Source organism: Frankia sp. CcI49, assembly GCF_001983215.1.
Classification (GTDB): Bacteria; Actinomycetota; Actinomycetes; order Frankiales; family Frankiaceae; genus Parafrankia; species Parafrankia irregularis.
Genome location: NZ_MOWP01000026.1, coordinates 209,804 through 235,636, shown reverse-complemented (window position 1 = coordinate 235,636; position 25,833 = coordinate 209,804). Strand labels below are relative to the sequence as shown.

23 protein-coding genes are annotated in these 25,833 nt (G+C 72.3%); 12 read left to right on the top strand and 11 right to left on the bottom strand.

Features of this window, described 5'->3' with window-relative positions; all coding sequences use genetic code 11:
* Positions 1 to 4 precede the first annotated feature (4 nt).
* From CcI49_RS23010 to CcI49_RS23000, 3 genes are all read right to left on the bottom strand, one after another.
* Positions 5 to 319 carry a hypothetical protein gene (locus CcI49_RS23010; RefSeq protein ID WP_006543133.1) on the bottom strand — a complete coding sequence of 105 codons (315 nt, stop codon included), beginning with the start codon at positions 317 to 319 and terminating at the stop codon, positions 5 to 7.
* Positions 320 to 661: 342 nt separating this feature from the next.
* Positions 662 to 2,221 carry a TetR/AcrR family transcriptional regulator gene (locus CcI49_RS23005; protein ID WP_076829182.1) on the bottom strand — a complete coding sequence of 520 codons (1,560 nt, stop codon included), beginning with the start codon at positions 2,219 to 2,221 and terminating at the stop codon, positions 662 to 664.
* A 79-nt stretch (positions 2,222 to 2,300) separates the two neighbouring features.
* Positions 2,301 to 3,242: an SAM-dependent methyltransferase gene (locus tag CcI49_RS23000; RefSeq protein ID WP_054566095.1), complete on the bottom strand. Its 942-nt coding sequence runs from the start codon at positions 3,240 to 3,242 to the stop codon at positions 2,301 to 2,303.
* Positions 3,243 to 3,556: 314 nt separating this feature from the next.
* Here CcI49_RS23000 and CcI49_RS22995 point away from each other — a divergent pair, with 314 nt between their 5' ends.
* Entirely contained in the window at positions 3,557 to 4,090 is a 534-nt protein-coding gene (locus CcI49_RS22995; protein ID WP_076829181.1) for a pyridoxamine 5'-phosphate oxidase family protein, read from the top strand.
* A 21-nt stretch (positions 4,091 to 4,111) separates the two neighbouring features.
* Here CcI49_RS22995 and CcI49_RS22990 read toward each other — a convergent pair whose 3' ends face one another.
* Positions 4,112 to 4,870: a neutral zinc metallopeptidase gene (locus tag CcI49_RS22990; RefSeq protein ID WP_241840198.1), complete on the bottom strand. Its 759-nt coding sequence runs from the start codon at positions 4,868 to 4,870 to the stop codon at positions 4,112 to 4,114.
* 800 nt (positions 4,871 to 5,670) lie between these two features.
* Between CcI49_RS22990 and CcI49_RS22980 the strand changes: the two genes are divergently transcribed.
* Together CcI49_RS22980 and CcI49_RS44210 are read left to right on the top strand one after the other, a co-directional pair.
* Positions 5,671 to 7,875 carry an ATP-dependent RecD-like DNA helicase gene (locus tag CcI49_RS22980; protein ID WP_116437473.1) on the top strand — a complete coding sequence of 735 codons (2,205 nt, stop codon included), beginning with the start codon at positions 5,671 to 5,673 and terminating at the stop codon, positions 7,873 to 7,875.
* Between the two features lie 128 nt (positions 7,876 to 8,003).
* Complete coding sequence (locus CcI49_RS44210) at positions 8,004 to 8,615, top strand: helix-turn-helix transcriptional regulator (protein ID WP_347280136.1); 612 nt, start codon at positions 8,004 to 8,006, stop codon at positions 8,613 to 8,615.
* Here the strand turns inward: CcI49_RS44210 and CcI49_RS22970 are convergent.
* From CcI49_RS22970 to CcI49_RS22960, 3 genes are all read right to left on the bottom strand, one after another.
* Entirely contained in the window at positions 8,544 to 9,389 is an 846-nt protein-coding gene (locus CcI49_RS22970; protein WP_076829179.1) for an ATP-dependent Clp protease proteolytic subunit, read from the bottom strand. The two genes, CcI49_RS44210 and CcI49_RS22970, sit on opposite strands and share 72 nt — an antisense overlap.
* Positions 9,390 to 9,612: 223 nt before the next feature.
* Positions 9,613 to 10,071 carry a MerR family transcriptional regulator gene (locus CcI49_RS22965; RefSeq protein ID WP_035953426.1) on the bottom strand — a complete coding sequence of 153 codons (459 nt, stop codon included), beginning with the start codon at positions 10,069 to 10,071 and terminating at the stop codon, positions 9,613 to 9,615.
* A 193-nt stretch (positions 10,072 to 10,264) separates the two neighbouring features.
* The gene (locus tag CcI49_RS22960) at positions 10,265 to 10,774 is read right to left on the bottom strand and encodes a MerR family transcriptional regulator (protein ID WP_083473224.1); all 510 of its coding nucleotides are present in this window, start codon (positions 10,772 to 10,774) and stop codon (positions 10,265 to 10,267) included.
* A gap of 639 nt (positions 10,775 to 11,413) precedes the next feature.
* On the opposite strand from CcI49_RS22960, the gene CcI49_RS43500 reads away from it, so the two are divergent.
* Complete coding sequence (locus tag CcI49_RS43500; protein WP_131831154.1) at positions 11,414 to 13,087, top strand: serine/threonine-protein kinase; 1,674 nt, start codon at positions 11,414 to 11,416, stop codon at positions 13,085 to 13,087.
* Between the two features lie 114 nt (positions 13,088 to 13,201).
* Here the strand turns inward: CcI49_RS43500 and CcI49_RS22950 are convergent, their stop codons facing one another.
* Positions 13,202 to 13,741 carry a helix-turn-helix transcriptional regulator gene (locus CcI49_RS22950; RefSeq protein WP_054566100.1) on the bottom strand — a complete coding sequence of 180 codons (540 nt, stop codon included), beginning with the start codon at positions 13,739 to 13,741 and terminating at the stop codon, positions 13,202 to 13,204.
* A gap of 425 nt (positions 13,742 to 14,166) precedes the next feature.
* Here CcI49_RS22950 and CcI49_RS22945 point away from each other — a divergent pair, with 425 nt between their 5' ends.
* Together CcI49_RS22945 and CcI49_RS22940 are read left to right on the top strand one after the other, a co-directional pair.
* Positions 14,167 to 15,186 carry a DEDDh family exonuclease gene (locus CcI49_RS22945; RefSeq protein WP_347280135.1) on the top strand — a complete coding sequence of 340 codons (1,020 nt, stop codon included), beginning with the start codon at positions 14,167 to 14,169 and terminating at the stop codon, positions 15,184 to 15,186.
* A 32-nt stretch (positions 15,187 to 15,218) separates the two neighbouring features.
* The gene (locus CcI49_RS22940; protein ID WP_241840197.1) at positions 15,219 to 15,953 is read left to right on the top strand and encodes a DUF6629 family protein; all 735 of its coding nucleotides are present in this window, start codon (positions 15,219 to 15,221) and stop codon (positions 15,951 to 15,953) included.
* Positions 15,954 to 15,971: 18 nt separating this feature from the next.
* On the opposite strand, the gene CcI49_RS22935 is transcribed toward CcI49_RS22940, so the two are convergent.
* A complete protein-coding gene (locus CcI49_RS22935) occupies positions 15,972 to 16,625 on the bottom strand; it encodes a DUF309 domain-containing protein (RefSeq protein WP_076829176.1) in 654 nt (217 codons plus the stop codon).
* A gap of 16 nt (positions 16,626 to 16,641) precedes the next feature.
* Positions 16,642 to 17,850: a serine/threonine-protein kinase gene (locus CcI49_RS22930; RefSeq protein ID WP_076829175.1), complete on the bottom strand. Its 1,209-nt coding sequence runs from the start codon at positions 17,848 to 17,850 to the stop codon at positions 16,642 to 16,644.
* Between the two features lie 320 nt (positions 17,851 to 18,170).
* Between CcI49_RS22930 and CcI49_RS22925 the strand changes: the two genes are divergently transcribed.
* Both CcI49_RS22925 and CcI49_RS22920 read left to right on the top strand, forming a co-directional pair.
* Positions 18,171 to 19,826 (top strand): ABC-F family ATP-binding cassette domain-containing protein, encoded by a 1,656-nt coding sequence (locus tag CcI49_RS22925; protein ID WP_076829173.1) that lies wholly within the window; start codon positions 18,171 to 18,173, stop codon positions 19,824 to 19,826.
* Positions 19,823 to 20,308: a DUF456 domain-containing protein gene (locus CcI49_RS22920; RefSeq protein ID WP_076829170.1), complete on the top strand. Its 486-nt coding sequence runs from the start codon at positions 19,823 to 19,825 to the stop codon at positions 20,306 to 20,308. Before CcI49_RS22925 ends, CcI49_RS22920 begins: the two co-directional genes overlap by 4 nt.
* 244 nt (positions 20,309 to 20,552) lie before the next feature.
* On the opposite strand, the gene CcI49_RS22915 is transcribed toward CcI49_RS22920, so the two are convergent.
* Positions 20,553 to 21,008: a hypothetical protein gene (locus CcI49_RS22915; protein WP_076829169.1), complete on the bottom strand. Its 456-nt coding sequence runs from the start codon at positions 21,006 to 21,008 to the stop codon at positions 20,553 to 20,555.
* 354 nt (positions 21,009 to 21,362) lie between these two features.
* Here CcI49_RS22915 and CcI49_RS22910 point away from each other — a divergent pair, with 354 nt between their 5' ends.
* The 4 genes from CcI49_RS22910 (at position 21,363) to CcI49_RS22895 (ending at position 25,824) form a co-directional block, all read left to right on the top strand.
* Entirely contained in the window at positions 21,363 to 22,307 is a 945-nt protein-coding gene (locus tag CcI49_RS22910; protein ID WP_054566106.1) for a sulfite exporter TauE/SafE family protein, read from the top strand.
* A 185-nt stretch (positions 22,308 to 22,492) separates the two neighbouring features.
* On the top strand, positions 22,493 to 24,292 hold the full coding sequence (locus CcI49_RS22905; protein WP_198955602.1) for an ATP-binding protein: 1,800 nt from the start codon (positions 22,493 to 22,495) through the stop codon (positions 24,290 to 24,292).
* Positions 24,293 to 24,351: 59 nt separating this feature from the next.
* A complete protein-coding gene (locus tag CcI49_RS22900; RefSeq protein ID WP_241840196.1) occupies positions 24,352 to 24,996 on the top strand; it encodes a response regulator transcription factor in 645 nt (214 codons plus the stop codon).
* Positions 24,997 to 25,233: 237 nt separating this feature from the next.
* A complete protein-coding gene (locus CcI49_RS22895) occupies positions 25,234 to 25,824 on the top strand; it encodes a hypothetical protein (protein WP_076829167.1) in 591 nt (196 codons plus the stop codon).
* Positions 25,825 to 25,833: the final 9 nt, after the last annotated feature.

The window sequence follows — 25,833 nt, the reverse complement described above, 5'->3', positions numbered from 1 at the left end:
CCCGTCAGTCAGAGGAGGGGAGGGGCTTTGCGTCCTTCAGCGGAAGCGGGACGTCGCCGATCGACAGCGAGCCGGCGCCGGCCTTGGTGGCCAGCAGCTCCAGCCCGGACTCCGGATCGGCGAAACGCTTGCCCAGCGGCGTGCCGGCGGAGAACGCGGGGTCGAGCGTCAGCCCGGCGGGGGCCTCCTCGCCGACCTGGACCACCGGATGCCCACCACACCGCAGATCGATGGCGGCGGACGCGGGCTTGACTATGATCACCTCGGTGTCGCACACCGTGGACTTGTAGCGCGTACCGGGCTTGACCAGGGTGCTCACCCGTGTGACCTCCTTGTGCGGGCCTCCCACCGTGGCCGTGGAAGGGCCGTTCTCGCCTCGTAGGACATCGCAGAACCGCCACGGATCCGTGCCCGCCGGGCACCGCGGTCGTCGGGCTCGGTCGTACGCACGGGCCGCGGGGGCGCGACGGCGGTGCGGCGCCGCGGCCGCCGCGACGAAACATCGTCACGAAACGGCGCGGGCGACCGAATCCGGGACCAGGTGGTGCCGGCAATCACAGGTCACGAGGTTATTCGTGTTCCGCCCACGGCGCTGAAGTTCACTGACGGCGACGGCGCTGCTTCCTGCCGTGACGACTTGGAGACCTGCTCCTACCAGGGACTACGGCAGGTCGGGCGCCACCGGGAGGCTGACGCCGGTGAGCAGGCGGGTGCGGTCGAGCGCCGCGGCCATGACGTCCACGATCTGCGCCACGGGCCGCTCGGGGGTGGCGTCGACGAGCGCCTCGGGCAGCCGCTCCAGCACGGTGAAGAACGCGATGCTGGCGATCCGCGGGTCGAGCGGGTGCGGCCACCGGCCGCCGCCGGGGACGGTGGCGTAGCCGGTGTGCAGCCGCTCGCTCATCACCCGCCGGACCTCGTCCAGCCGCGCATGGTGTGGCTGCTGGTCGAGCCACACCCGGGTGACCCCGAGATACCGCAGCGCAAAGGTCGCGACCGCATCCAGCCAGTCACGCAGATCGCCGGGATCGGGCGCGGCGGGCGCGGCGGGCGCGGCCGGTGTGGTCGCCGCGCGGATTCCGCGCAGCCTTTCGTCAAGCTCGGTGATGGCTCCCAGTGCCCGGTCGCTCAGCGCCACCAGCAGGTCGAGCTTTTCGTCGAAATACTTGTAGAAGGTTCCGCGGGCGTAACCGGCGAGTGAGACGACGTCATCCACCGAACATTGGTGGTAACCCTTTTCGGTAAAGCATTGGACGCCGGCGTCGAGCAGTCGGGCGACGGTGGCTCCCGCCCGGCTGCTGAGGCCGGCGAACCGGTCATCGGGGCGCGGTGCGGCGACCGGTGAAGAAACCGGTGTCGGTGGTTGTGCGGGCGCCGCCGGGGCCGGCGGTTGTGCTGATGCCGAGGCCGGCGCCGCCGACGGTGCGGACCACAGCCGCTCGCCGCCGCTCGGCGGGCGCGGTGTCGGAATCTCGCGGCCGAGCTGCGCGAAAACGGCCGGCGGAGTCTGTGGGAAAAGCAGCAGCTGGATGAGGACGGCCAGCCCGTCGGTCAGGTGCTCCGTGCTGATCGCGGTAGAGCGTGCGGCGGGCCGCGCGCCGCCCGGGCCGGTACCCGGACCGCTGCCCTGGCCGGCGGTGCGCCCGGCTGCGGGACCGGCCGCGCCGTCGACGTGCCTCGTGTAGTTCGCGGCGTTGACCAGCGTGGTCAGCACGACCGCGGCGTCCACGGGATCGATGCCGGTCACACCGGAGGCGGTGAGCCGCCGGGCGATCCGCTCGTGATAGTCCGCCAGGAAGCGGCTGGCCATCTCCGGGATCGGGGTGCCGGGCGAGCTGATGTTCGCCCACTGGACGAACATGGTCGAGTACCGGTCGTAGACCCAGGCCCACTCGCCGAGCCACCAGTGCAGATTGTCGAAGCCGAGCTCGGTGGGTTCCAGCGGGCCGATCCGGCGGACCACCCGCATGAGCGCCGTTCCGCATTCCTGGAGCAGCTCGATGAAGATCTGCTCCTTGCTCTCGAAATACTGATACAGCGTGGCCCGGGACACGCCGGCGGCCTTGGCGATGTCATCCACCGACGTGCCGTGGAAGCCCTGCGCCTCGAATAGGCCCAGGGCCGTCTCCACGACGCGTGCGCGGGTACGTGAACCGCGCGCTCCGACCACCGGACTGGTGGGGCCGTAGCTCGCTCGCCGAAGGATCTCGTTCTCGGACATCCACGTCAGAGTATGCGAACAGGCGGCGTTGTATTCCGTTCCGCGCGTCGGAACACGCGCGTTCGCCGAAAGGTGGAATTCACCCGGTGGTCGCCCAGGGGCGGCGCCCGTTGAACCGGTTGCTCTCGGTCGCCCCGGCGTGGCTTGGCGCGGTGGCCCGGGTGACACCGGCCGGCTCCGACGGGCCGGTCCGTTGGGCGGTCACGAAGGACCCCTCGATGGGCATCGACTGGTCCGGGCGCCGGCCGAGCCGGTCCGCCGCCCGGGTGAAGGTGGTCTCGTGGCCGCGCCAGCCGTGGTCGCCGAGCCAGGCCGCCGACTCGCCCTGCAGGCCACCGTGCCACAGCTCGGCGAACTCACCCATCGGCGGTATCCGGCGCACCTCGTCGAGCAGCTCCTTCGACAGGCCGGTCGCGTCCTCGAGGGCGAACCGGCTCGACGGCGCGGACAGGTCGGTGACGTTCGTCAGCAGCCGCTCGGCCTGGGCGGCCTCCAGGTAGACGAGAATGCCCTCGGCCAGCCAGGCCGTGGGCAGGCTCGGGCGCAGGCCCGCCCGCAGCAGCCGGTCGACCCAGTCCTCGGTCAGGTCGGCGACCACCGGATGGCGTTCACACCGAGGCCGCAAGCTCGTCGAGGCGAGCACCCGCTCCTTGAACGACAGCATGTCGGGGCGGTCGACCTCGAACAGGAGGGTGCCGTCCGGCCAGGGCAGCCGGAAGGCCCGCGTGTCCAGTCCGGCGGCCAGCACCACCACCTGCCGGCAGCCGGCGGCCACCGCCGCGCCCAGCTCGTCGTCGAAGAAGCGGGTGCGGACGTCCAGGTAGGTCATCAGAGTTCTGGCCCACATCCGCAGCTGGTCGTCGGCGTCGGGTGGGACCACGGGCACCGCGTCGCCGGCCGCGTCCACGAAGAGCTGCGCGAGCCAGTCGTCGAAGAGACGGTCCGGCCGGCGGCTCGCCCTGGCCCGGATCCAGGCCGTGGCGAGCGCCGTCCGTCCTACGCCGCGAGGAACCTCGTCCATGCGCTGAACGTAGCTGGATGCTCTCGAAGGGTGGTGCTTGTTGGAGTTTTCGGCCCCGGATGTGGCCTATGTCGTGGCCTTTGTCGTCCGCGACGCGGTCAGGCGCGGGTGGCAGCCATCGGGTGCCGCGGCCCGGTTCCGGCGGCCATCGGTCCCGGCCGCCGCCCGTCCGGACGGCGGCCGGTGACCGGCCGCAGGAACCATCCGAACGCGGCGACCGACACTGCCCGCGGCGGGCGGGCCACGCCTACGGTGGCCCGGTAACCGGTCAGAACCCCGGTTCCACGACCAGATCCACGACCAGGGAGGCCGTCATGACGCGGACCAATGCTCCTGCTCCTGCGCACATCGGCGCTCCGGCGGCCCCCGCCGCCGCACGGGCTGACGGTGATCTGGGGGGCATCCCCGGGCAGGACATCCCGCGTGACCACGCCGGCTTCGGCGTCCTCACCTTCGACGTGTGCCTGCGCCTGGTCGGCGGCGAGCGCATCGGCCGGGTCGCGTTCGCGGCCGACGGCGAGGTGCTCGTGCTCCCCGTCAACTACATCGTGGACGGCAACACCATCGCGTTCCGGTCCCGCGTCGGGTCCAAGCTCTCCGCCGCCACCAGCCACAGCGTGGTCGCGTTCGAGGTCGACGGCTTCGACGAGACCGTCCGGGTCGGCTGGAGCGTCCTGATGAACGGGTACGCCGAGGCCGTCCGCGACGACGCCGAGATCAGGCGGCTCGAGGCCCGCGGGCTCGCACCCTGGGCGGCGAACCTGGAGCGGCCGACCTGGATCCGCATCCACTGGGACTCGGTGTCCGGGCGCTCCACGACGCCGGGCTCCGCCGGCCGGCGCTGCTGAGCCGGATCAGGCCACCCCGGGTCAGATCAGCGGGACGTTCCCGTCCCGGGACTGGCCGATGGTGCGGCAGGTGGCGATGCTCTGCTGGTACCCCAGCGAGAACGACTGGGCGCGCTGGGCCGGCGTGCCGTGTGCGTCCGGCGCGGTGCCGCCCTGGTCGAGCCAGCCGCCGCGGGTGTCGCCGAGGCTGTAGAACAGCGTGGTGCCGTTCACGGCCTCGTCCTGGGTGAGCCGGCCCGCGTCGACGGCGAAACGGGCCTGGTTGCCGGCGAGGCAGTCGGCCTGGTTCTCCTCGGCGCGGGACACCGCGCCGAGCACGCCGGCGATCCGGTCGCCGCGATGGCCCAGCTCGTGCATGACCACGAAGGCCGGGTAGGACGGGCCGCCGTCGTCGGCGAGCCGGGACATGAAGTCCGTGCTGTAGGCGATCGTGTCGTCGAGGGTGCAGTAGAGGGCGTTGTCGGCGAACACCTGGGGATCGGTGACGCCGTCCGCGCAGGCGATCTTCGGGATCTCGCCGTTGCGGTACGGCACGTAGTGCGGCTCGGTCCACGCCGTCCCGAGCTGGTTGCGCCAGTAGCCGTTCACCGAGCCCGGGCAGTCGGCGGACTCGGTGATCAGAGCGACGACGTCGTCCGTCGAGGAGACCCGGCCCCCGCAGGCCGGCCTCGGCGTCTCCGCCCATGCCGCCGCCGTCGTCCCGGGAGAAAAACCGAACCAGCTCGCAAGCAGCAGGACCGACAGGGTGAATGCGGCCACAAAGGCCCTTCTGGCGTGCACGACGGCAACCGTAAAGAGCGAAGTGCGGCTTTTGGCAGGTGCGCTGGCCTTCGTGGATCCCCGAATTCGGGGGGATGGCCTCTACGGGCCGGCCGGTTTACCCCGGGCAGCGGCCGTGCCCAGCACATCTGCGTTCCGGCGGCGCCCGCCATCGGACGTCCGGCGGGATGTGATGGTCGTCGCGCGCCCCCGGTGAGCGGCACCGACGGGTCAGCCCGCCGGTGGGTCGGTCCGCCGGCGGTGGGTCGCCGACGGTGGGTCGCGGGCAGGCCGGGACGGGGATCCCGTGCCATCGCGCAGCGCCGGTCCGGCGATTCACATCAAGAGCGGCAAAAGGGGCGCAGAGCCACCTGGCAATCCGCAAGAACTGAGGATTCTGGTTGCGAGAACGACCACGATCCTCAACTGCTGCCCGGCAGCAGCCACAGTCGCGGCGGCCGCCCGACGCGGCGGCGCGAAGAGCCGAGGATTTTCGTCGTCCCGACGACCCCGATCGTCAGGTCCCGTTTGGCGGCGGCCACAGCCCGAAGCTCGCGATCTGCCACACGTTCGCTGGCTCTGGCGACCAGAACCCTCGGGTCCTGTTCGGCGGCGGCGGAGGCGCTCCGCTGGGCCTGGACCCGGAACCGCACCGCCCCCCGAAGGTGTCGTGACCGGGCCTGATAATCAGGCGACGTCCACGCGCACGTCTCGCGCGCGCCGGCGGCCCTGGCCTGAGGATGGAGGGAGCGGCCGTGTCCACAACTGCCGCGGGTGGTGCCGCGGATACTGCCGCGGGCCGCGCGCCGTTCCAGCTCGCCGTGCTGGAGGCGGTGCTGGAGCGGATCACCTACGCCAACGAGGAGACCGGCTACACGGTCGCCCGCGTCGACACCGGCCGCGGCGGTGACCTGCTGACGGTGGTCGGCGCGCTGCTCGGTGCGCAGCCCGGCGAGTCGCTGCGCATGCGCGGGCGGTGGGGGTCGCACCCCCAGTACGGGCGCCAGTTCCAGGTCGAGGACTACACCACCGTCCTGCCGGCCAGCATCCAGGGCATCCAGCGCTATCTGGGCTCCGGGCTGGTCAAGGGGATCGGCCCGCGCTTCGCCGAGCGGATCGTCGACCACTTCGGCCTCACCGCGCTGGACGTCATCGAGAACACCCCGGAGCGCCTCATCGAGGTCCCCGGGCTCGGCCCGAAGCGGACGAAGGCGATCGCGGCCGCCTGGGACGAACAGAAGGCCATCAAGGAGGTCATGGTCTTCCTCCAGGGCGTCGGTGTCTCGACGTCACTCGCGGTCAAGATCTACAAGCAGTACGGGGACGCCTCGATCGGCGTCGTGCGCACCGAGCCCTACCGGCTGGCCACCGACGTCTGGGGCATCGGGTTCCGCACCGCGGACGTCATCGCGCAGGCCGTCGGCATCCCGCACGACAGCCCGCAGCGGATCAAGGCCGGCCTGCTGTTCACCCTGTCGGAGGCGACCGACGGCGGTCACTGCTTCCTCCCGGAGAACCAGCTGATCAGTGACGCGGTGCGCATCCTCGCCGTCGACACCGGGGCGGTGATCGAAGCTCTCGCCGAGCTGGTCGCCGAGGAGGGGGTCACCCGGGAGGAGGTGCCGGGGGAGGACCCGCAGCAGCCGGTGGCCGCCGTCTATCTGGTGCCGTTCCACCGCGCCGAGGTCTCGGTGGCGAACCAGCTGCTGCGGCTGCTGCGGGCCGACACCGACCGCCTGGCGGCCTTCGCCGACGTCGACTGGGAGCGGGCGCTCGGCTGGCTGCACGGGCGCACCGGCGTCGAGCTCGCCGAGGGCCAGCAGGCGGCGGTGACCCTGGCACTGACGTCACGGGTCGCGGTGCTGACCGGCGGGCCGGGGTGCGGGAAGAGCTTCACGGTCCGGTCGATCGTCGAGCTGGCCCGCGCGCGGCGGGCGAAGGTCGTGCTCACCGCGCCGACCGGGCGGGCCGCCAAGCGGCTCGCCGAGCTGACCGGCCACGAGGCGTCGACCGTGCACCGGTTGCTGGAGCTGCGCCCCGGCGGGGACGCGGCCTTCGACCGGGACCGCCCGCTCGACGCCGACCTGGTGGTCGTCGACGAGTCATCCATGGTGGACCTGCTGTTGGCGAACAAGCTGGTCAAGGCGGTCGCACCCGGCGCACACCTGCTGCTGGTCGGCGACGTCGACCAGCTCCCGTCCGTCGGCGCCGGGCAGGTGCTGCGCGACCTGCTCGCCCCCGGCACTCCCATCCCGCACGTGCGGCTGACCCAGGTGTTCCGGCAGGCGAGCGAGTCGGGTGTGGTGACGAACGCGCACCGCATCAACCGGGGCGAGCAGCCGCACGTGCGCGGGCTCGACGACTTCTTCCTCTTCGCCGCCGAGGACGCCGAGCAGGCCGCCGCCCTCACCGCCGACGTCGTCGCCCGCCGCATCCCGGCGAAGTTCGGCCTGGACCCGCGCCGCGACATCCAGGTGCTCGCGCCGATGCACCGCGGGCCCGCCGGCGCCGGCGCGCTCAACATCGCGCTGCAGGAGGCGCTCACCCCAGCCCGCCCGGACCGGGCCGAGCGCCGCTTCGGCGGGCGGGTCTTCCGGGTCGGCGACAAGGTCACCCAGGTGCGCAACAACTACGACAAGGGCGCGAACGGCGTGTTCAACGGCACGCTCGGCGTCGTCACCGCGCTCGACGAGGACAACCAGACCCTGACCGTGCGCACGGAGGAGGACGAGGACGTCGACTACGCCTTCACCGAGCTCGACGAGCTGGTGCACGCCTACGCCGTGACGATCCACCGCTCGCAGGGCAGCGAGTACCCGGCCGTGGTCATCCCGCTGACGACGAGTGCCTGGATGATGCTCCAGCGCAACCTCCTCTACACGGCGGTGACCCGCGCGAAACGGCTGGTGGTGATCGTCGGGTCGCGGCGCGCGATCGGCCAGGCGGTCCGTTCGGCCGGCCACGGCCAGCGGCACACCTCGCTCGCCCACCGGCTGCGGACCGCGGTGGGTTCGGCAGGTTCCTGACCGGGAGGCCGTCGTCCCGGCGCGGCGGGGCGCGTACCCTGCGTGCAGGGGCAGGGCGGGGAGAGGACGCGGGCGTGACGACAACCGACGGACCGGTGGCCGGGGCCCGCGAGGCGGTCACGCCGCCGCTGCGTGACCTGTACGGAGAGGCGCTGCGCCGGCTGCGGCGGGAACAGGGCCGCACCCTGCGGGACGTCGCCGACGCGGCCCAGGTGTCGATGCCGTACCTCTCGGAGGTCGAACGCGGCCGCAAGGAGGCCTCCTCGGAGGTGCTCGCGGCGATCTGCCGCGCGTTGGGCATCAGGCTGGTCGACCTGCTCGTCGTCGTGATGGGTGAGCTCGTCCGCTATGAGCCTCTGCCCGCGCAGCCCGCCCGCCCGGTCGGCTTCGTCAGCTCCAGTTACAGCTCCAGCTCCAGCTCCAGCGCCGGCTTCGGTGTCAGCGCTGTCCGCTCCGTCGGCGGTCTGGTGGGCCAGGCGGGCCAGGTGGGGGTGGCCGGGCCGCACGAGATCGTGTCCGGTGGTTTCTCCGGTCCGCATGCGGTCCTCGGCCGCCACCTGGCCCGCCGGGCGCTCGCCCGCCACCGGTACCCGCTCTCGCCGCGGCCAGGGCTGCAGCGCCGGCCCGCGGTCCGTCCCGGGGCGGCGGGCCCGGCCGTGCCTGCTGCGTCAGGCGGGCCGGGCCACCCGGGTTTCGGGAGCCGGTCCGCCGTGGCGTGGCACGCGGTCGTGGCGCGCTGAGACGTCCACCAGGCCGCCGGGCGGGCCACCCGCCGGGCCGCCGCCCAGGCCTCCTGCCGGGCCACCCGCCGGGCCGTCGGTCAGCTCGCCGGCACGGTGCAGCACATGGTCGACCAGGCCGTACTCGCGTGCCTGCTCGGCGGTGAACCAGCGGTCCCGGTCGGCGTCCGCCTCGATGCGTTCGACCGGCTGCCCCGAATGCAGGGCGATCAGCTGCTGGAGCAGGCGCTTGGTGGCCAGCATCTGGGTGGCCTGAATCGCGATGTCCGAGCTGCCCCCGCCGATGCCGCCGGATGGCTGGTGCATCAGCACCTGTGACCGCGGCAGTGCGTAGCGCTTGCCGGGCGCGCCCGCGGTGAGCAGGACCTGGGCCATCGAGCCGGCGAGCCCCAGCGCGACGGTCGCGACGTCGTTCGAGACGTACTGCATCGTGTCGTAGATGGCCATTCCCGCGCTGACGGAGCCACCCGGTGAGTTGATGTACAGGTAGATGTCCGCGGTCGGGTCGTCGGCGGCCAGCAGAAGCAGCTTGGCGCAGATGGCGTTCGCCATCGCGTCCTCGACCGCCGAACCGAGGAACACGATGCGGTTCGCGAGGAGGCGCTGGAAGACGTGCTCCTCGGACGGTCCGGACGGTGAGCCCGTGGCGTCACCGCCCGCGTGGGCCGGGAGCTGGGCCTGCGCCGGGAACTGCGCCTGCGCCGGGAACCGGGTGTGGGCCTGCAGCTGTGGGCGGGCCTGGACCCGCGGGTGAGCCTTGGACGAAGTGTGCATGGTGGCTGACCTCCCGCCGGCCCGGCGGGGGTGGGAGACGACGAAGGGCCGGCGCTGCCAGCCTCACCGACGGCGACGGCCGCCAGGGGTGTGCTCTGCCTCCGGCAGATCTGCTGCTGGCAGAGCACAGCGCCGGTGCCGACCCGGAGCCGCCGGTGTCAGGAGCTGCCCGGTGCCAGGAGCCGCCCGGTGCCAGGAGCGGCGGTACCAGGAGCGGCAGGCGTCAGTAGGCGTCCGGGTCGGCGTCGAAACGCAGCCGGGCGCGGACGGTGTCGTCGTGCAGCGTCACCATGAAGTCCTCGGCGACGCGCACCTGCTCCTGCAGCGACGCCAGCTTGTCCTCCGCGAGGCTGACCCAGGCGGAGAGCCGTTCGTGCAGCTCCTCGCGTCGCTGCCGGGGAAGCCCGTCCTGCTCGATCTCCTCCCGCAGGCCCACCAGCGCGCGCATCTCGTCGAGGGTGAAACCGAGCGGCTTCATCTTCTTGATGAGAAGGAAACGGTCGAGCGCGTCGTCGTCGTAGAGCGGCCCGCCACCGTCGGCCTGCCCGACGGCCACGAGCAGGCCAGCCTCCTCATAGAAGCGGACCGTCCGCAGGGACAGCCCCACCAGAGTGGCGACCTCGCCGATCTCGTAGCTGCCGCGGTGGGCTGAGGACGGGGTGATGTTGCCAGTCGTGGACAATTCGACCCTTACGTCGGTATCGCGGGCGGGGTGACTGTGGGGTTGGCGCGACCGCGCCGGCCGGGGCGCATTCGGCTGCCGCGCCGTGGCCGGCAGGGGCGAACCCAGCATATTGCGGACCCGCCGGCGGGCATGGAGGCGGCGCCGAACGCGCCGGAGCGATCGAACCCGGCGCGGTGCGCGGCGGGACTGGTCACTGGGCCTGCTGGTCGTCCACCTGGCTCGGCCGCCCCTGCTGTGCCGACTGGCCGGGCTGCCCGTGCGGGTCGTCGGAGCCGGCACGGGACCGCTCGACGTCCCCGTGCAGGCCGACGACGAAGTCCTCGGCGACACCGGCCTGTTCACGCAGGGCCGCGAGTTTCTGTTCGGCCAGGACGGCCCAGGTCCGCAGCCGCTCCCGAAGCTCCACCCGCCGCTGCGCGGTCAGCCCGGGGTCGGCCAGCTCGTCGCGGACCGTGAGCAGCGACCGCATCTCCTCGAGCGTGAAACCGAGGGGCTTCATCTTCTTGATGAGAAGGAGGCGGTCAACCGCGTCGTCGTCATAAAGGCGAAAACCGCCGGGTGTGCGGCCCGTGGGGACGAGAAGGCCGGCCTCCTCGTAGTAACGGACCGTTCGCAGTGACAATCCCACCCGCTCTGCGACTTCTCCGATCTGGAGAGCGTTGCGGCGGATCAGGCCGGGATGGGATTCGTCCCTGCGTATCGTCGACAAAGCTACCCTAACGTCAGGGTCGGGAATCGTGTGCCGTGGCGGACAGGCGGCCGAACGGGGTGACTCCCGAACACGTCTACAGAGACTGTGCCATTGGTAGGGAGCACTGTACGACGTCTGGGAGTCCGGCGAAAATCGGCCAGGGGCGGAAGATCCGGACCTGCTCGGCGGGTCGCGGAGCAGGCGGGCATCGGAGGGCCGCGCCCGGATCGCCGGGGTGTGCCGGCGGCCCGCATGGTCTCGTCCCGTGGGCGGGGCGCTCTCCTCCGGTGGGCCGGCCCGCAGGTGCCTCGGGCGGGCGCCACTTCCGTGGTCGGACGGTCACCCTCGATGAGGTGCGCCGTCGCGGCGGAGGCGGCGGCGCGTGCCGTGGCCGGCTGTGTCGGCCCGGCGATCGGTGGGCGGCCGGCAGGGCGTCCAGCAGGCCTCTCAGTGGCTCCTGGCCGGGCCGACCGGGCGGGCGTGACGGGCGTCGCAGTCGATTCATGATCGAATCTTCGTGGGTCCTTGGTCCCGAACGGGTGTAAGGGCTAGCACGGTCTGGCGGAAATTTCCGGTACATCCGTTTTGTCAGGGCACGATTTCGGTGGATGTCTGTCCGGACATTCAGAACGGGGGGGAGCCCGGCGGATGGAGATTCCGAGGAGGTTGGGGCCGTTCCTGCTCACCCGCCGCATCGGCGCCGGCGGGATGGGGACGGTCTACTACGGGACGATGGGCGGGCCGGACGGTCCGCCGGCAGCAGTGAAGATCATCCGGGCGGAGCTCGCCGATCACCCGGAGTTCCGGGCGCGGTTCCGGCGCGAGATCGAGGTCGTGCGCCGGGTGGCGGGCGCCTGCACGGCCCGGGTGCTCGCCGCTGATCCGGATGGCGACCCGCCCTACCTGGCCACCGAGTACCTGGCTGGGCCCAGCCTCGCCGAGTACGTGCGCCAGCACGGCCCGCTCGCCGGTGACTCGCTGCGCACGCTGGCCGTCGGCCTGGCCGAGGCACTGGTCGCCATCCACGACGCCGGCGTGGTCCACCGTGACCTCAAGCCCTCCAACGTGCTGCTCACCAGGGAGGGGCCGCGGGTCGTCGACTTCGGTATCGCCCAGGCCGTCGACACGGTGTCGCTCACGGGCGCGGGCTCGTCGGTGGGCAGCCCCGCCTACATGAGCCCCGAGCAGATCAGCGGACGCTTCAACGACCCGGCCATGGACGTGTTCGCCTGGGGCTGCACCGTGGCGTACGCGGCGACGGGACGTTCGCCGTTCGGCGGGGGCTCGGCGGACGCCGTGCTGTTCCGCGTCCGGCATGACCCGGCGAACCTGGACGGGGTGCCCGGTCGCCTGTACGGGCTGCTCGCCCGCGCCCTGGCGAAGAACGCGCAGGCGCGACCCGACATCCGCGCGCTGCTGCGGGAGCTGCTCGCCCTGTCGGACGTGGGACCGACGGTCAGCAGTGACGCCGAGGGCACCGACCTGACGGCGCTGGTGAACGAGGTGATCGCGGCGGGCTGGCTGTCCACCGCGCATCTCGACGCCCGGATCCTCGACCTCGACACCCAGGACGTCGAACTGCTGCCGATCGTGCGGGCTCCGACGCCGCCGCGCCCCACGCCGTCTCCCTCGGCGTCCCCGGCCGCCGGCCGGCGCAGGCCCGGCGCGGGCGTCCCGCCGGGACGGAGCGTCCCGGCGGCGTCGACGGGACGAGGCGCGCCCCTGGCGTACCTGCGGTGTGTGCTTCCCGAGCAACGGACCGAGGAGCAGCGAACCGAGGACCAGCGAACCGGCGGAGCCGAGACGACGGCGCCGCGGGCGGCCCCCAGGATGGACACCGCCGCCGGTACGCGCTCCCCGGGCGGCAGGCCTGCCTGGGGCGGAACCACCGCCGCCGCGTCGAGACGGGCGGCGTTCGGGGCACAGCATGCGCCTGGGGCACAGCACGTACCTGGCGCACCGCATGCACCTGGGGATCAGCAGGTGGTACCTGAGGCGCAGCGGGTGCCCGGGGGGCGGGTCGCGCCCGGGGCACCGGCCGGCACGGTGACGGCCGCGGCGCCGGCCCGGCCCCCGCGACCTCGCAGCCACCGGGCCGAGCGGAGGCGTTGCCGGCACCGGCGGGTCGGCGGATCCCACTCCGTCCGGGCCCGATCCAGGAGYCAGGCCGTGGGAGAGCGGACCGCCCGGGTGGGTCCATGGTCGGTGACAGCGGCTGTCACCGCTGCCACCGCTGTGACAGCCGTCACCGGCTCGTTCGGGATCGCCATCGTGGCGCTCGCCGTGCTGGTGCTCATGCTGGTCGGGCTGGCGGCCCGCTGACGGCTCGGACCCCGGCACCGCACCGCTTGGCCGGAGAGGCTCCGGCGCGGTCGTCCCGTGCGGGCTCGGGACGGGACGACCGCGTTCCGGACTGACAGGAATGCCGCGGCGCCGTCAGGAACGGAGCTGACCGGGGGCGCGGTGTGGCGAGCCGTGCCGTGACGTCCGGACCATCGCGTTGCGCACCGCCGATGTGCGCAGCAGCGCAGTGTCCAGCACCATCTCGTCGACGGGGACGGTCAGGCCCTGCTCGACCAGAACCGACGCCGTGACGCTGTCGCCGGCGCGCAGAGTGTCCCTGACCTGTTCCAGGAGCCCGCGCAGGGTCGCGATCTGCTGGGCACAGGTCGGTGCGCCGAGCGACGGCAGCCAGGTCGGCCACGGATGGGCGCTCACCTCGTGGTCCGAGACGCCCAGTTCGCGGGCGAGCGCGAGCTGGGAAATCCGATCCGGGATCACCCCGCGATTCTCCCAGCGCCAGATTTTCTGGCGCTGGGCCGCCATGCTGGAGACACCGAGTTCACGGGCACGTGCGGCGACGATTCGCGCCACGGTTTCATAGGACCAGCCGTGCAATGCCCGTAGCCGGCGGAGCGGATGGGTGGGCCCTGGCTCTGGAAAAACAAGGGGATGGTCGGGCCGCACGACGAACATTCATCTCACCTCTTTCTTGCGCGCCCCCGCCCTCCGATCCGTGCCGCGGACTTCATCTCGACATCTCGACGCCTTTGTCGCGTGCTTTCGATCGCCGCGCACCGTTGTGCCGCCCTGGCCCGCCCTGACCCGGAGGTCGTCTGGTGGTGGCACCCGGGTGGTGCCTCCACAGCGGAAGGAGCCGCATCGCGCCGCCCCCGACAGCGACCGGTGCAAGCCTCGTCGAAACCCCGGCAGGCATCGGCGAGACGCTTCCGACCCGTGCCCGCACCGGACGCGCGGGACGGCCGGACCCGCCCGCACGCTCCACGCGCGGAACGTCGATCGGCATTCAAGCAACGGAAGCACAATAGCACCGTTTCGCGCGGGAAGTATTTGTCGTTTCCCTCGCGCGGCACTCCGTGCGCACCAGGAACGCGCTGCCTGTGCACTGCTCCGTCCTGGGTGGCGCCCGTTGTCGCAGGTCTGCGCCATCATCTCCGGCTGTGAGTGCTGAGGTTGCTGACCCGCTCGGCTTTCCAGCGCGGTTCCCGCGCCCGTACGCGGTGGTTGACGTGGAGACCACAGGCCTGTCGCCCGCTCGGGACAGAGTGCTGTCCGTGGCCGTTGTGCTGACAGCTCCCGACGGCGCGGTACAGGGCCGTTGGTCCACACTTCTCGATCCGGGATGCGATCCCGGCCCCGTGCACATCCACGGTCTGACCCGGGAGCGCCTTGCCGGCAGCCCGACCTTCGCGGCCGTTGTCGACGAACTGTCCGAGCTGCTCGCCGGGCGCGTTCTGGTCGCGCACAACGCGGCATTCGACTGGCGGATGCTCGCCGGTGAGGGGCTGCGTATCGGGCGCACGCTGCCGGTGGAATGGCGGCTGTGCACGCTGACACTGGCCAGCAGGCTCGGCCTGGAACTGGCGAGCCTGCGGCTGGCGGCCCTCGCGGAGCACTGGGGTGTCACCCAGCGGCGGGCGCATGACGCCGAGGACGACGCCGAGGTTCTCGCGGCACTTCTTCCCCGCATTCTCAGCCGCGCCGCGGAGCAGTTCCTCGAACTGCCGCTGACCCGGTGCGGTGTCGAACGTGACGGTGTCGCGGTGTATCCGCCGCGCTACTCCGTGGCGGGGCGGCCGCCGCCGTGCGGCTACCGCAATCCCGGCCCGTTGGCGCCCGGGGCTCCGCTGGTCCAGGGCATGCGGGTCGTCTTCACCGGACCGACCAGGACCGAGCGCGGCGCGCTCGTCGACCGGGCGGCGGCCGCGGGCCTGGAGGTGACCGCCAGCGTCAGCCGGCGGACGAGCCTTGTGGTGACCAACGAGAGGCGCGGAGCCACCCGCAAGGCGCGGGCCGCCGCGCAGCTGGGAATTCCGACCCGTGACGAGCGGGAGTTCCTGGCGTTGCTGGCGGCCGTCGCGCCCGGAGCACCGGAGGCGACGACGCCGGCGCCCACCTGATCCGGGCGGCGGTCGGCCGCCGGCTGATCCCGGTGGACCGGCGCCGGCCGGGGCTGGCCCGCGCGATACTCGAAGGGGCGGCGATCGGGGGTGGGTTCCGGATGTGCTTCTCCCCGGAGGCGGACGTCGTCGCCGCTGCCGTGATCGGCGCCGCGGGTGTCGATGCGCTCCGGCACGTTCAGCGCCGTGCGCAGTGGCCGCTTGCCGCGTTGCCGATCCTGCTGGCCGGGCACACGTTCGTCGAGGCGTTCGTGTGGTGGAGCCTGCGGGGTTCGGTCGGTGCGCCGGGCCAGACGGTCGCGACCGCGATCTACCTGGGATTCGCCTTTGTCGTGCTGCCGATGTACGTGCCCGTCACGGTGCTCGCGCTGGAACGGGTGCCCGCGCATCGGCGGTACGAGATCGTGAGCCTCGTCGCCGGGGCCCTCTGCGCGGTGGCACTCGCCGCGACGTTGATCGACGGGCCGGTCACAGCCAACGCGGACCATCACCACATCGTGTACCGCGTGGATCTGTGGGCCGGCATCGCGGTCATCGTGCTGTATCTGCTCAGTACCTGTGGTGCGCTGCTCGTCTCAAGCCTCCGCTTCCTGCGCTGGTTCGGCGCCGTCAACCTGGCCGCGGTCGGCCTGCTGGCCTGGTTCGAGACGGACGCCGTCACCTCCCTGTGGTGCGCGTGGGCCGCCGTGACCAGCATCGCCGTGGCGGTGCACCTGCGCCGCCAGGGCGACAGCCGCAGGTCCGGTGCGCGCGCGTCCGCTCCCTGACTCCGCCGGCCGGCGGAGTCAGGACCGAAGGAGGCGGGGCGGTCGCAGGTCCGCCACCGGCACCTCACCGGCCTCCAACCGGCGCAGCAGATCGTCGGCCCAGCCGGTGACGCCGGGAAGATCGACGTCGCGTCGTCCCCATCCGCCGCCAGCTCCACCGGCCTGACCGGCCTGACCGGCGGCAGGTTCGGCGGGTGCCGCCGCGTCGGGCTCGCGGGGCCGGTCCGGCCCGCCAGGTGGGAGCGGGGAGTCGGCGGCAGCGGAGTCGATGGCGGCGGGTGCTGACGCCGGCCCCTCGGACGGGCGCGGTCGCGGTGCCAGGCCGGCCAGTCCGCGCCTCAGCAGCGTGATCGCGCCCTGCCGGTTGCCGCGGCCGACATGGACGAGGCCGACCACGATCTGGGTGAGCCCACGCCACAGGTCACGTTCCAGGGCCGGAGCGGCCTTCCAGGCGGCCTCRAGTACCTCGTGTGCCTGGAAGTACAGGCCTTCGTCCAGCAGGTTCTGCGCGGTGAGCAGGATCTCCCGGGGCGACCGTGGCAGGTCCTCGGTGAGTGGAGGGACCCCGGGCGAGCCGTAGGGCAGTGGCCGCCCGAGCCGGTCCCGTGGTCGTTGTGCCGCGGCCAGCGGTGGTGGCTCCCTGCGGTGGCGTGGTATCGGGCGATCGTTCATCCAGGCAGCTCGATCGTCAAGATCGTCGCCAAGGTGCCGACCTCCAGGATCTCCTCGGCCGCCGCGGGTACCCCGGCGGCGGGCGGTGCTCGCTGTCCGTCAGTGCGTCACCGTCGCTGTCAGCGGCGACGGCCCTTTCGGGAGCGGTGTCACCGTCGGGAGCGGTGTCACTGTCGACAGCGACGTCGTCGTCGACCGTATCCGGTCCGTCGAGGACCGGCTCCAGGCCGTGGTCGGCCCCGGGGGGCGTGCTCGCCTGCCGCGGCCGCTCGGCGGTCCGGGCCGGGAACCGACTGGCCGCCGCCCGGACGTCGTCGTCCAGGAACGTCGGCGTCCGGGCCCGCGTGAGCCAGTCGGTTCCACGTGTGCCCGCCATCGCCTGGGCGAGGGCGAGGGCGAACTCGCGGGCGTCGGCCGGGCGCCGGTCCGGATCCTTGGCGAGCGCCCACTCGACGACCTGCGCGACCGGCCCGGGTATGCCGGTCAGTGGGCGCGGAGTGACCGCGACATGGTGGTTGGCCCAGCCCTGCTTCGTCGACGGCCGCACCTGGAAGACGGGCCGGCGGGCGAGCAGTTCGTACAGCACGACGCCGAGGCCGTACAGGTCGGTCGCGGGGCCGAGCTCGCCGAGGGTGAACTGCTCCGGCGCCATGTAACGCGGAGTGCCCGAGGGTGCGCGGACGGGTGTTCGTCCGCCGGCTCTCGGGACGTCCGCATGGGCGATGCCGAAATCGGTCAGCTTCGGGACACCGGCCGAGGTGTGCAGGATGTTCGCGGGCTTCACGTCGCGGTGGAGGATCCCGCGGGAATGCGCGTGCCCGAGCGCCGCCGCCGTACCGAGCCCGATCGCGCAGGCGGCCTCGACGGAGAGCCCGGCGGCGGCCCGCTGCGCCAGGCTGCCGCCGTCGAGCAGCTCCATGACGATCAGCGCGACGTCGCCGTGGCGGACGTGATGGGAGACCTTCACCAAGTGCGGGTGGTCGAGGCCGGCCAGCAGGCGTGCCTCGGCCTCGGCGTCGGGATCGGTCGCGGCGAGGACACGGGGCACGCCGGTGACGCCGAACAGGGGCCGTTCCTCGTCGGCGATCTGCATGATCTTGACGGCGACCCGCTGGTCCGCCTCGTCCCGGGCGGCGAGCACGACACCGGAGCCCCCACGGCCGAGCTCGGCGCCGAGGGTGTAGCCCGGCAGTGCCGCGGCGATGTGGTCGCGATCGATGTTCACGACGCCGCCCGGTGCGCGGGCACGTTGACATCCAGCAGGCGCCGATGGCCCGGGCGCCGGTCACCCGGGCACCGGTTACCCAGGCGCCGGTTACCCAGGCGCCGCTGGCTCACGCGCCGGTATGAAGGTAAACACCGCATGATCGCACCATTGTGGACGTTTCGGTGGCTCTGCGGCGAATTCGCCTCCCGGCCGGACCAGGGTGAGCCGCCCGTCCGAGCCGCGGCCCGGGCTTGGATCAGCCGCCGGCGTGACCGGGTCGACCGGGCGTCGGCGTGACCGGCTGACACAGCGCCCGCGCGGCGGACGACACTGGACCCATGTCGGCCACACTTGTCGCCTCCGATCTGACCGTGCTGCGTGGCGGTGCCGTCGTCCTGGCGGGCGTCTCGCTCACCGTCGCGCCGGGCGACCGTCTCGGCGTGGTCGGCCCCAACGGGGTCGGCAAGTCGACCCTGCTGCGGGCGCTCGCGGGCCTGGTCCCCCTCGACGGCGGCCGGATCGACCTCTCGCCGCCCACCGCCGTGGTCGGGCTGTTGCCCCAGGAACCCGACCGGCGTGCCGACGAGACACTGCGGGAGTTCCTGGCCCGGCGGACCGGTGTCACAGCGGCACAGCTGGCCCTGGACGAGGCCACCGCCGACCTGTCCGGCTCGGTGGCCGGCGCGGATGATCGTTACAGCCACGCGCTGGACCGCTGGTTGGCGATCGGCGCGGCGGACCTGGACACCCGGGCCGAGCAGGTCGTCGCCGACCTCGGCCTGCCCGCCGGTGCGCTGGACCGTCCGACGGTCGCGCTGTCCGGCGGCCAGGCCGCGCGCGGCTCGCTGGCGAGCGTGCTGCTCTCCCGGTTCGACATCACCCTGCTCGACGAGCCGACCAACGACCTGGACTTCGACGGCCTGGAGCGACTGGAGCGCTACGTGGCGCAGATGGCGGGCGCGCTCGTCGTGGTCAGCCACGACCGGGAGTTCCTCGACCGTTCGATCGACGGGGTCGCCGAGATCGATCCGCACCAGCACACGGTCACCCGCTACGCGGGCGGCTGGGACGCCTACCTGGAAGCACGCGGGCTCGCGCGCCGTCAGGCCCGCGAACGCTACGAGCGCTTCGCCGACCGCCGCGCCGATCTCGTCGAGCAGGTACAGCGGCAGCGGGAGCAGTCGGTGCGCGGTGCGGTCAGGGCGAAGCGCCGCTCCTCGGACTCCGACCGCTCCGCCCGGGGCGCCCGGATCGAGGCGGCGACCAAGAGCGCCGGGCGCGTTCGCACCCTGCAGACGCAGCTCGACCGCCTGGACAACAGCGAGGGTGCGGTCGCCGAGCCGCGCAAGGAATGGCAGCTTCGGATGTCGATCGCCGCCGCGCCCCGCTCGGGTGACGTGGTCGGGACGCTGTCCGGCGCCGTCGTGGAGCGCCCCGGTTTCCGGCTCGGGCCGGTGGACCTCACGGTCGCCTGGGCTGACCGGTTCGTCATCACCGGACCGAACGGCGGTGGGAAGAGCACCCTGCTCGCCGCGCTGCTCGGCCGGTTGCCGCTGAGCGCGGGTACCCACTCGCTCGGCTCCGGCGTGCGCCTCGGCGAGATCGACCAGGCGCGGTCGGCGTTCCGTGGGGCGTCCACCGCCGCCGCCGTCGCCGAGGAGGCCACCGGTGCCTCGGCCGCCGACGTCCGGACGCTGTTCGCCAAGTTCGGCCTCGGTGCCGATCAGATGACCCGGCCGTCGTCGTCGCTGTCGCCCGGGGAGCGCACCCGGGCGGCCCTGGCGCTGCTGCAGGGAGTCGGGGTGAACTGCCTGGTGCTGGACGAGCCCACCAACCATCTGGACCTTCCCGCGATCGAGCAGCTCGAAAAGGCCGTCGAGGGCTTCGCGGGAACCCTGCTGCTGGTCACCCACGACCGCCGCCTGCTCGACGCGGTGCGGGTGACCCGACGGTTGCGTGTCGCCGGTGGACAGGTGACGGAGACGGTGCCGTGAGCGGCGTCGAGCTCCTCGCGGTGGCCCTGGTCATGGCGGTCGGGGTGGTCGGTGTCCTGGTCCCCGTGCTGCCGGGCCTGCTGCTGGTCTGGTGCGCCGGCGCGTGGTGGACGATCGCCGACGGTGGCGGGCCGGGGCGCTGGGCGGTGCTGGCGGTGATGAGCGCGCTGTTCGTCGCCGGCACCCTGGCCAAGTACGTGCTGCCGGGCCGCGCCGCGTCCGCCTCCGGTGCGCCGATCGGGACGATGCTCGTCGGTGCGGTCTGCGCTGTCGTCGGGTTCTTCGTGGTGCCGGTCGTGGGCCTGCTGGTGGGCGGCCTCGCCGGCATCTACCTGGCCGAGCTCGCCCGCCTGCGGGACCCGGTGCGGGCGGGCGCGTCGACCTGGGCGGCGACGGTCGCCTTCGGGGTCGGCCTGCTGGTCGAGATCTGTGCCGGCCTCGCGATGGCGGCCGTCTGGGGCCTCGGTGAGCTGGTCACCTGACCGCCTGGTCGCCGCGCTGACGACTGGCGACCAGGTGCGGCGCTGACGGCCCGGTGCGGTGCTGGCGGCCTGGTGGCCGCGCGCCGGGGAACGTCCCGCCGGTGCCCGCTGATGTCGCCGGCATCCTGACAGGCCTGTTCCCCGGCGCCGTCCCCGTGCCGCTGCCCGGCTCGGCGGTGATCAGCGGTCTGGGACGTGGTGGATCAGGAATGTGGTGGGTCAGGAACGTGATGGGGGCAGCGGACTACCAGCCCCAGTCGTCCTTGTCCCACTTGTCCTTGTGCTTACGGTCCTTGTCCCACTTGTCCTTGCGCCAGTCGTCCTTGTTCCACTTGTCCTTGTGCCAGTCGTCCTTGTCCTTGCGCCAGCTGGCTTCCTTGCCCCAGCCGTCCTTGTCCCACTTGTCCTCGTCCTTGTGTCGCTTGTCCTTGTCGCCGAACCAGTCGTCCTTGTCCTTGTGTCGCCTGTCCTTGTCCTTGTCGCCGAACCAGTCGTCCTTGTCCTTGTGCCGCCTGTCCTTGTCCTTGTCGCCGAACCAGTCGTCGCCGAACCAGTCGTCCTTGTCGTGCTTGTTCTGGTGGTATCCCTTGTCGTCCCAGAACGCCTGCGCGGACCCGGCACCCGGACCCAGGGCCAGTGCGGCGGCGGCAACGCCCGTCGCCGCGAGGGCGAGGATCCTACGTGGTGCGGACTTTCCCATCGTTCCCCCATCGCTGAATTCACGTGCGGCGGCCCCGCAGCAATGAAGGGCCTCCCACCCGGAATTCATCGACAAACAAAAATCTTTCCGCCGCGAAATTGCGGCGAATTGGTGCGGGGTAATTTCCGGAATGTTGGTGTGCCGGGTCGCGAACTGGCCGGAGAATGATTTGGCGGATGGTGGGACCTGGCGACGGGTCCGACCCGGGGCTCGCCCAGCGGGGTGGTGGCGGCGGGAATGACCACGGCTCCCGCCGTCCTGGTGCGGATCGAGAATCTCTGGTTGCTCTCGGTCCGCACTGGGTGGACTGTCGCCGGAAATGCGTATCATCCCCGTCGGGAAGGTGGTCCACACATGGAGATCGACCCGTTGGTCACCCTGGCCGGGGTGCTGGTGGGATTCGTCGTCGGGCTGACCGGCATGGGCGGCGGCGCGCTGATGACACCGATTCTGGTGCTGCTCTTCGGGGTGCAGCCGCTCGCGGCCGTCTCGAGCGACCTGGTCGCGTCGGCGGTGATGAAGCCGGTGGGGGCGACGGTGCATCTGCGCCGTGGCACGGTCCACCGCGGGCTCGTCACCTGGCTTGTCCTGGGCTCGGTGCCCGCGGGCTTCTGCGGTGTCCTGATCCTGCGCGCGATGGGCGACGGCGAGGCCGTCCAGGACCGGATGAAGATCTTCATGGGGGCGGTGCTGATCGTCGCCGCGCTCGCCATGCTCGCGAAGGCGGAGCTCGACCGCCGCCGCGGACCCGCACCGACCGACGACGACGCCGCCGTCGAGGTCACCGTCCGGCGGTTGCCGACGCTGGCCGTCGGTGTCGTCGGAGGCCTCGTCGTCGGGATGACGTCGGTGGGCTCGGGCTCGCTGATCATCGTCCTGCTGCTGGCCCTGTACCCGTCGATCCGTGCCTCGCAGCTGGTGGGGACCGATCTGGCCCAGGCCGTCCCGCTGGTCGCCGCCGCGTCACTCGGCCACCTGCTCTTCGGCGACTTCCAGCTGGGGCTGACCGGCTCGCTGCTCATCGGCTCGCTGCCCGGGGTCTACCTCGGCGCCCGGATCTCGGCGGGCAGCGCCACCAGCGCGCTGATCCGCCCGGCGATCGTCGTCGTGGTGTCGCTGAGCGGACTGAAGCTCGTGGGTGTGCCCACCGGGGCCCTGGGCGTGGTGTTGGCGCTCATGCTGGTCGCTGCGGCGGGCGCCGTGGCGCGGGGTCGTCGCGCCCAGCCAGCCACCCCCGCGACGCCGGCCGTGCCCGGGCCTGGGGACACACCCGTCGAGGCGGTGCCGCGCCGGCCCTGATGCCAGGGGACCTGACGCCAGGGGCCCCGACGGAGATGTCGCGCCACCGACCCCCCGAACAATCCGGACCCGTCGATGCCAGACTTGCCGGTGGGCCGGTATCGGTGTTCCGGAGCCGGTAGCGGCAGGGCGTCGGTCGGGTCGCGTCGCTTGGGGGGCGGGTGCGGGCATCGTTTGCCTCGGCGGTGTCACGCGTCACCGCTGCCGGCGGGGGAGAACAGGACCGCGCCGGCGAGGTCGCGCTGCTGGCGGTCCTCGGCGGAGCATTCGGAGCGACCGTTCTGATCCTGACCAGCCCGGACCGATATGACGGCTCCACCGGCACCGTGTTCTCCGGCCTGGTCGGATTCACCTATTTGGCCACCGGTGCCGTCGCCCGTCGGCGGGCGCCCCGCAATGCGGTCGGCCTCCTCATGATGCTCGTGGGCATCGGCTGGTTCGCCGAGGACGTGCAGATTTCCGGCGATCCGCTGCTGCATACCGTCGGGCTTTTCACCCGGGCGGCGTCCGGTGGATTTCTCACGCACCTCGTCGTGGCGTATCCGGACGGAGAGTACCGCTCGGTCTGGGAACGCCGTCTGGTAATCGCCGCCTACGTCATCGTGTTCGCGGTGGTGCCGGCCGCCAGCGTGTTCGACGACTCGTCCGTGACGAACCTGCTGCTCATCCACTCGTTCCGCGGTTTCGGTGCCGGGTATGACGTGGTGCAGGGCGCGATGGGTGTCGCGGTCGTCGTGGTGCTCGTCGCCCACTGGCGTGCGGCGGCCGGTAATCCGGCGGCTCGTGAGCGGCTCGCTCCCGTTCTCGCGGTAGGCCTGCTGGGCGCCGTGGTCAGCGCGCTGCGGGCGGCGAGCCCGCACGGTGGATGGCTGCGCCTGCTCCTGGGCCAGCTGTCGCATGGGTCGATGGTGGCCCTGCCGATCGCCTTCCTGATGGGTGTGCTGCGGGTGCGGCTGGGGCGCCGCGGCGTGGTCGATCTTCTCGTGCGGCTGCCGGGGTCGTCCCCGGACGAACTGCAGGCCCTGCTGGCCAAGGCTCTGCGGGACCCGTCGCTGCGGGTCGGCTTCCACCGGCCCGACCACGGCGGATATGTGGACGCGGCCGGGCGGCCGCTGCGCCCGGCATCGGGGCAGGTGGCGACTCCGGTCGAGCGCGACGGGCGCGCGGTGGCGATCCTCCTGCACCACCCGGCGCTGCGGGAGGATCCGCACCGGCTCGCGGCAGTGGGTTCGGCCGCCGCGCTGGAGCTGGACAACCAGCGCCTCGCGGCCGAGGTCCGGGCCCAGCTGATCGACGTGCAGGCGTCCCGGGCGCGCCTCGTCGCGGCCGAGGACCAGGCCCGCCGCGAGCTGGAGCGCAACCTGCACGACGGCGCGCAGCAGCCCGTGGTCGCCACCGCGCTCGAACTGAACATGGCCCGAGGCATCCTCCGCCGGCGCCCCGAGCCGGACGAGGAGCTCGCGCCGATCCTGGCCCGGTGCGCGGCATACGTCGAAGAGGCGTCCGCCCGGATGCGGCTGCTCGCGCGGGGAATCCATCCCGCGGCGGACGGAGACCTGCGGACGCCGCTGGAGGAGCTGATCGGGCGCAGCCCGTTCCCGATCCGGCTTTCGGGCCGCCCCGTCCCCAGCCTGCCACCGCTCGTCGCGACGGCCGCCTACTTCGTCGTCTCCGAGTCGATCACGAACGCGCAGAAGCACGCGCACGCCTCGTCGATCACCATCGAGGTGGAGTACAGCACCGAGCCGGTTGCTGTCGACCCCACCGAAGATGATCAGGATCTCGCTGGCCGCGTCACCGAGTTACGACTGGCGGTCATCGACGACGGGGTCGGCGGGGCGGTGTGCGACGACGGGCCGGACAGCGGTACGGGGCTGGTCGGCATCCGGGACCGGATCGACGCCCTGGGCGGAGAGTTCGAGCTGGAAAGCCCACCTGGAGAGGGGACGGTTGTGCGGATGACGCTGCCGGTCGCACCACGGTGACGCCGTGCGACGCCGTGCCGGCCGCAGCTGCGAGTGGTGTTCGGGATGCTCGGTCGCGGGTGGTGCTCGCCGACGATCATCCGATGTGGCGTTCGGGTCTCGCGCGGTTGCTGACGGCCGAGGGCTTCACGGTGGTCGAGGAGGTGGGCGACGCGGACGCGCTGCGCGCGGCGGTGTCCGCGCGGCGGCCCGACCTGGCGATCGTGGACATCCGGATGCCACCGGGCGGGCGGCTCGACGGGCTCGAGGCCGCGATCGACCTCCGGCGGTCCCAGCCGGGTCTCGCCGTTCTCGTCGTGTCGGAGCATCTCGCGACCGCACACGTCGACCGCCTGATCGGTGACCGCAGGCATGGCATCGGCTACCTGCTCAAGGCACGGTCCGGTGAGGACGACTTCCTCGACGCGGTACGGCGGGTGGCCGGCGGTGGCTGCGCCTTCGACCGCGACATCGTGGAGATCATGCTGGGGGCGACGCGACGGCGGACCGGCCTCGGCGCGCTGACCGACGCCGAGCGGAAGGTGCTCGAACGGGTCGCGCAGGGGAGGTCGAACGCCGCCGTCAGCCTGGATCTCCAGATCAGCCGACGCACCGTGGAAGCGCACATCCGGAGCATCTTCGACAAGCTGGGGCTGCACGACGACGAGGAGCACAACCGCCGGGTCATGGCGGTGCTGATCTACCTCCGCGCGGGCGCGGGCTGACCGGGGTCGGGCGGCGGCTCCCGGTTCCCGGCGGCTCCCGGTTCCGCCGGCGCTCCGACAGCGGCGGGTCTTCACGGTGCCGATCGTGACCGCCCGGTGGCGGCGCCGCATCGGTGCTGGCACCTAGGGCTGCACCGCAAAGGCAGGTGACGGCACGGATGGCAGCGCCATCCGTGCTCAGCACGATGGAGGCGCCGGGAAATCCCGGCGCACCTGCCGGTGAACAGTGGAGCAGTCATGGACGATTCCTCGAACAGCCCGTCGCGCCGCGCACTTCTCGCCGCCGGTCTCGGGGCCGGCTCCGTCGCCCTGAGCGTCGCCACGGCCGGGACGGCCGACGCGATGCTGACCGTGAACTGGTCCCAGACCGACTGGCGGTTCTGCGGCCAGTGTTACTGCCTCGTTCGGCTCGGGGACGCGAAGAACCGGTGCTCGCTCGGCAGCCGGACGCACTGGCTGGTCGGCTGGAACTTCCGTCTGGACTACACGAAGGACTACGGGCCCCATGCTGGTGAGACGCCGCATAAGCAGAGCGCGTGGCTGCGTTGCTCCTACTGCGCGGTGCTGTACTACAAGGATTTCGGTGGAAGCTGTCCTGGCCGGGCCGGCGCGGTCCACAAGACGACGGTCCCGTTCGTGCAGTTCCTCGTGCCGCACGACGTGAACCCGGTGCCGCGGGACCGCCAGTCGCGGTGGCGCTTCTGCACCAAATGCAGCGCGATGTACTTCGACGGTTACGCGCCGGACCGGGGCGTCTGCCGGGGCAACGGCACGCTGGGGCACGCCCCGGCCGGAAACGTGTTCCAGCTGCCGATCTACCACTACTGACCTCCCGCG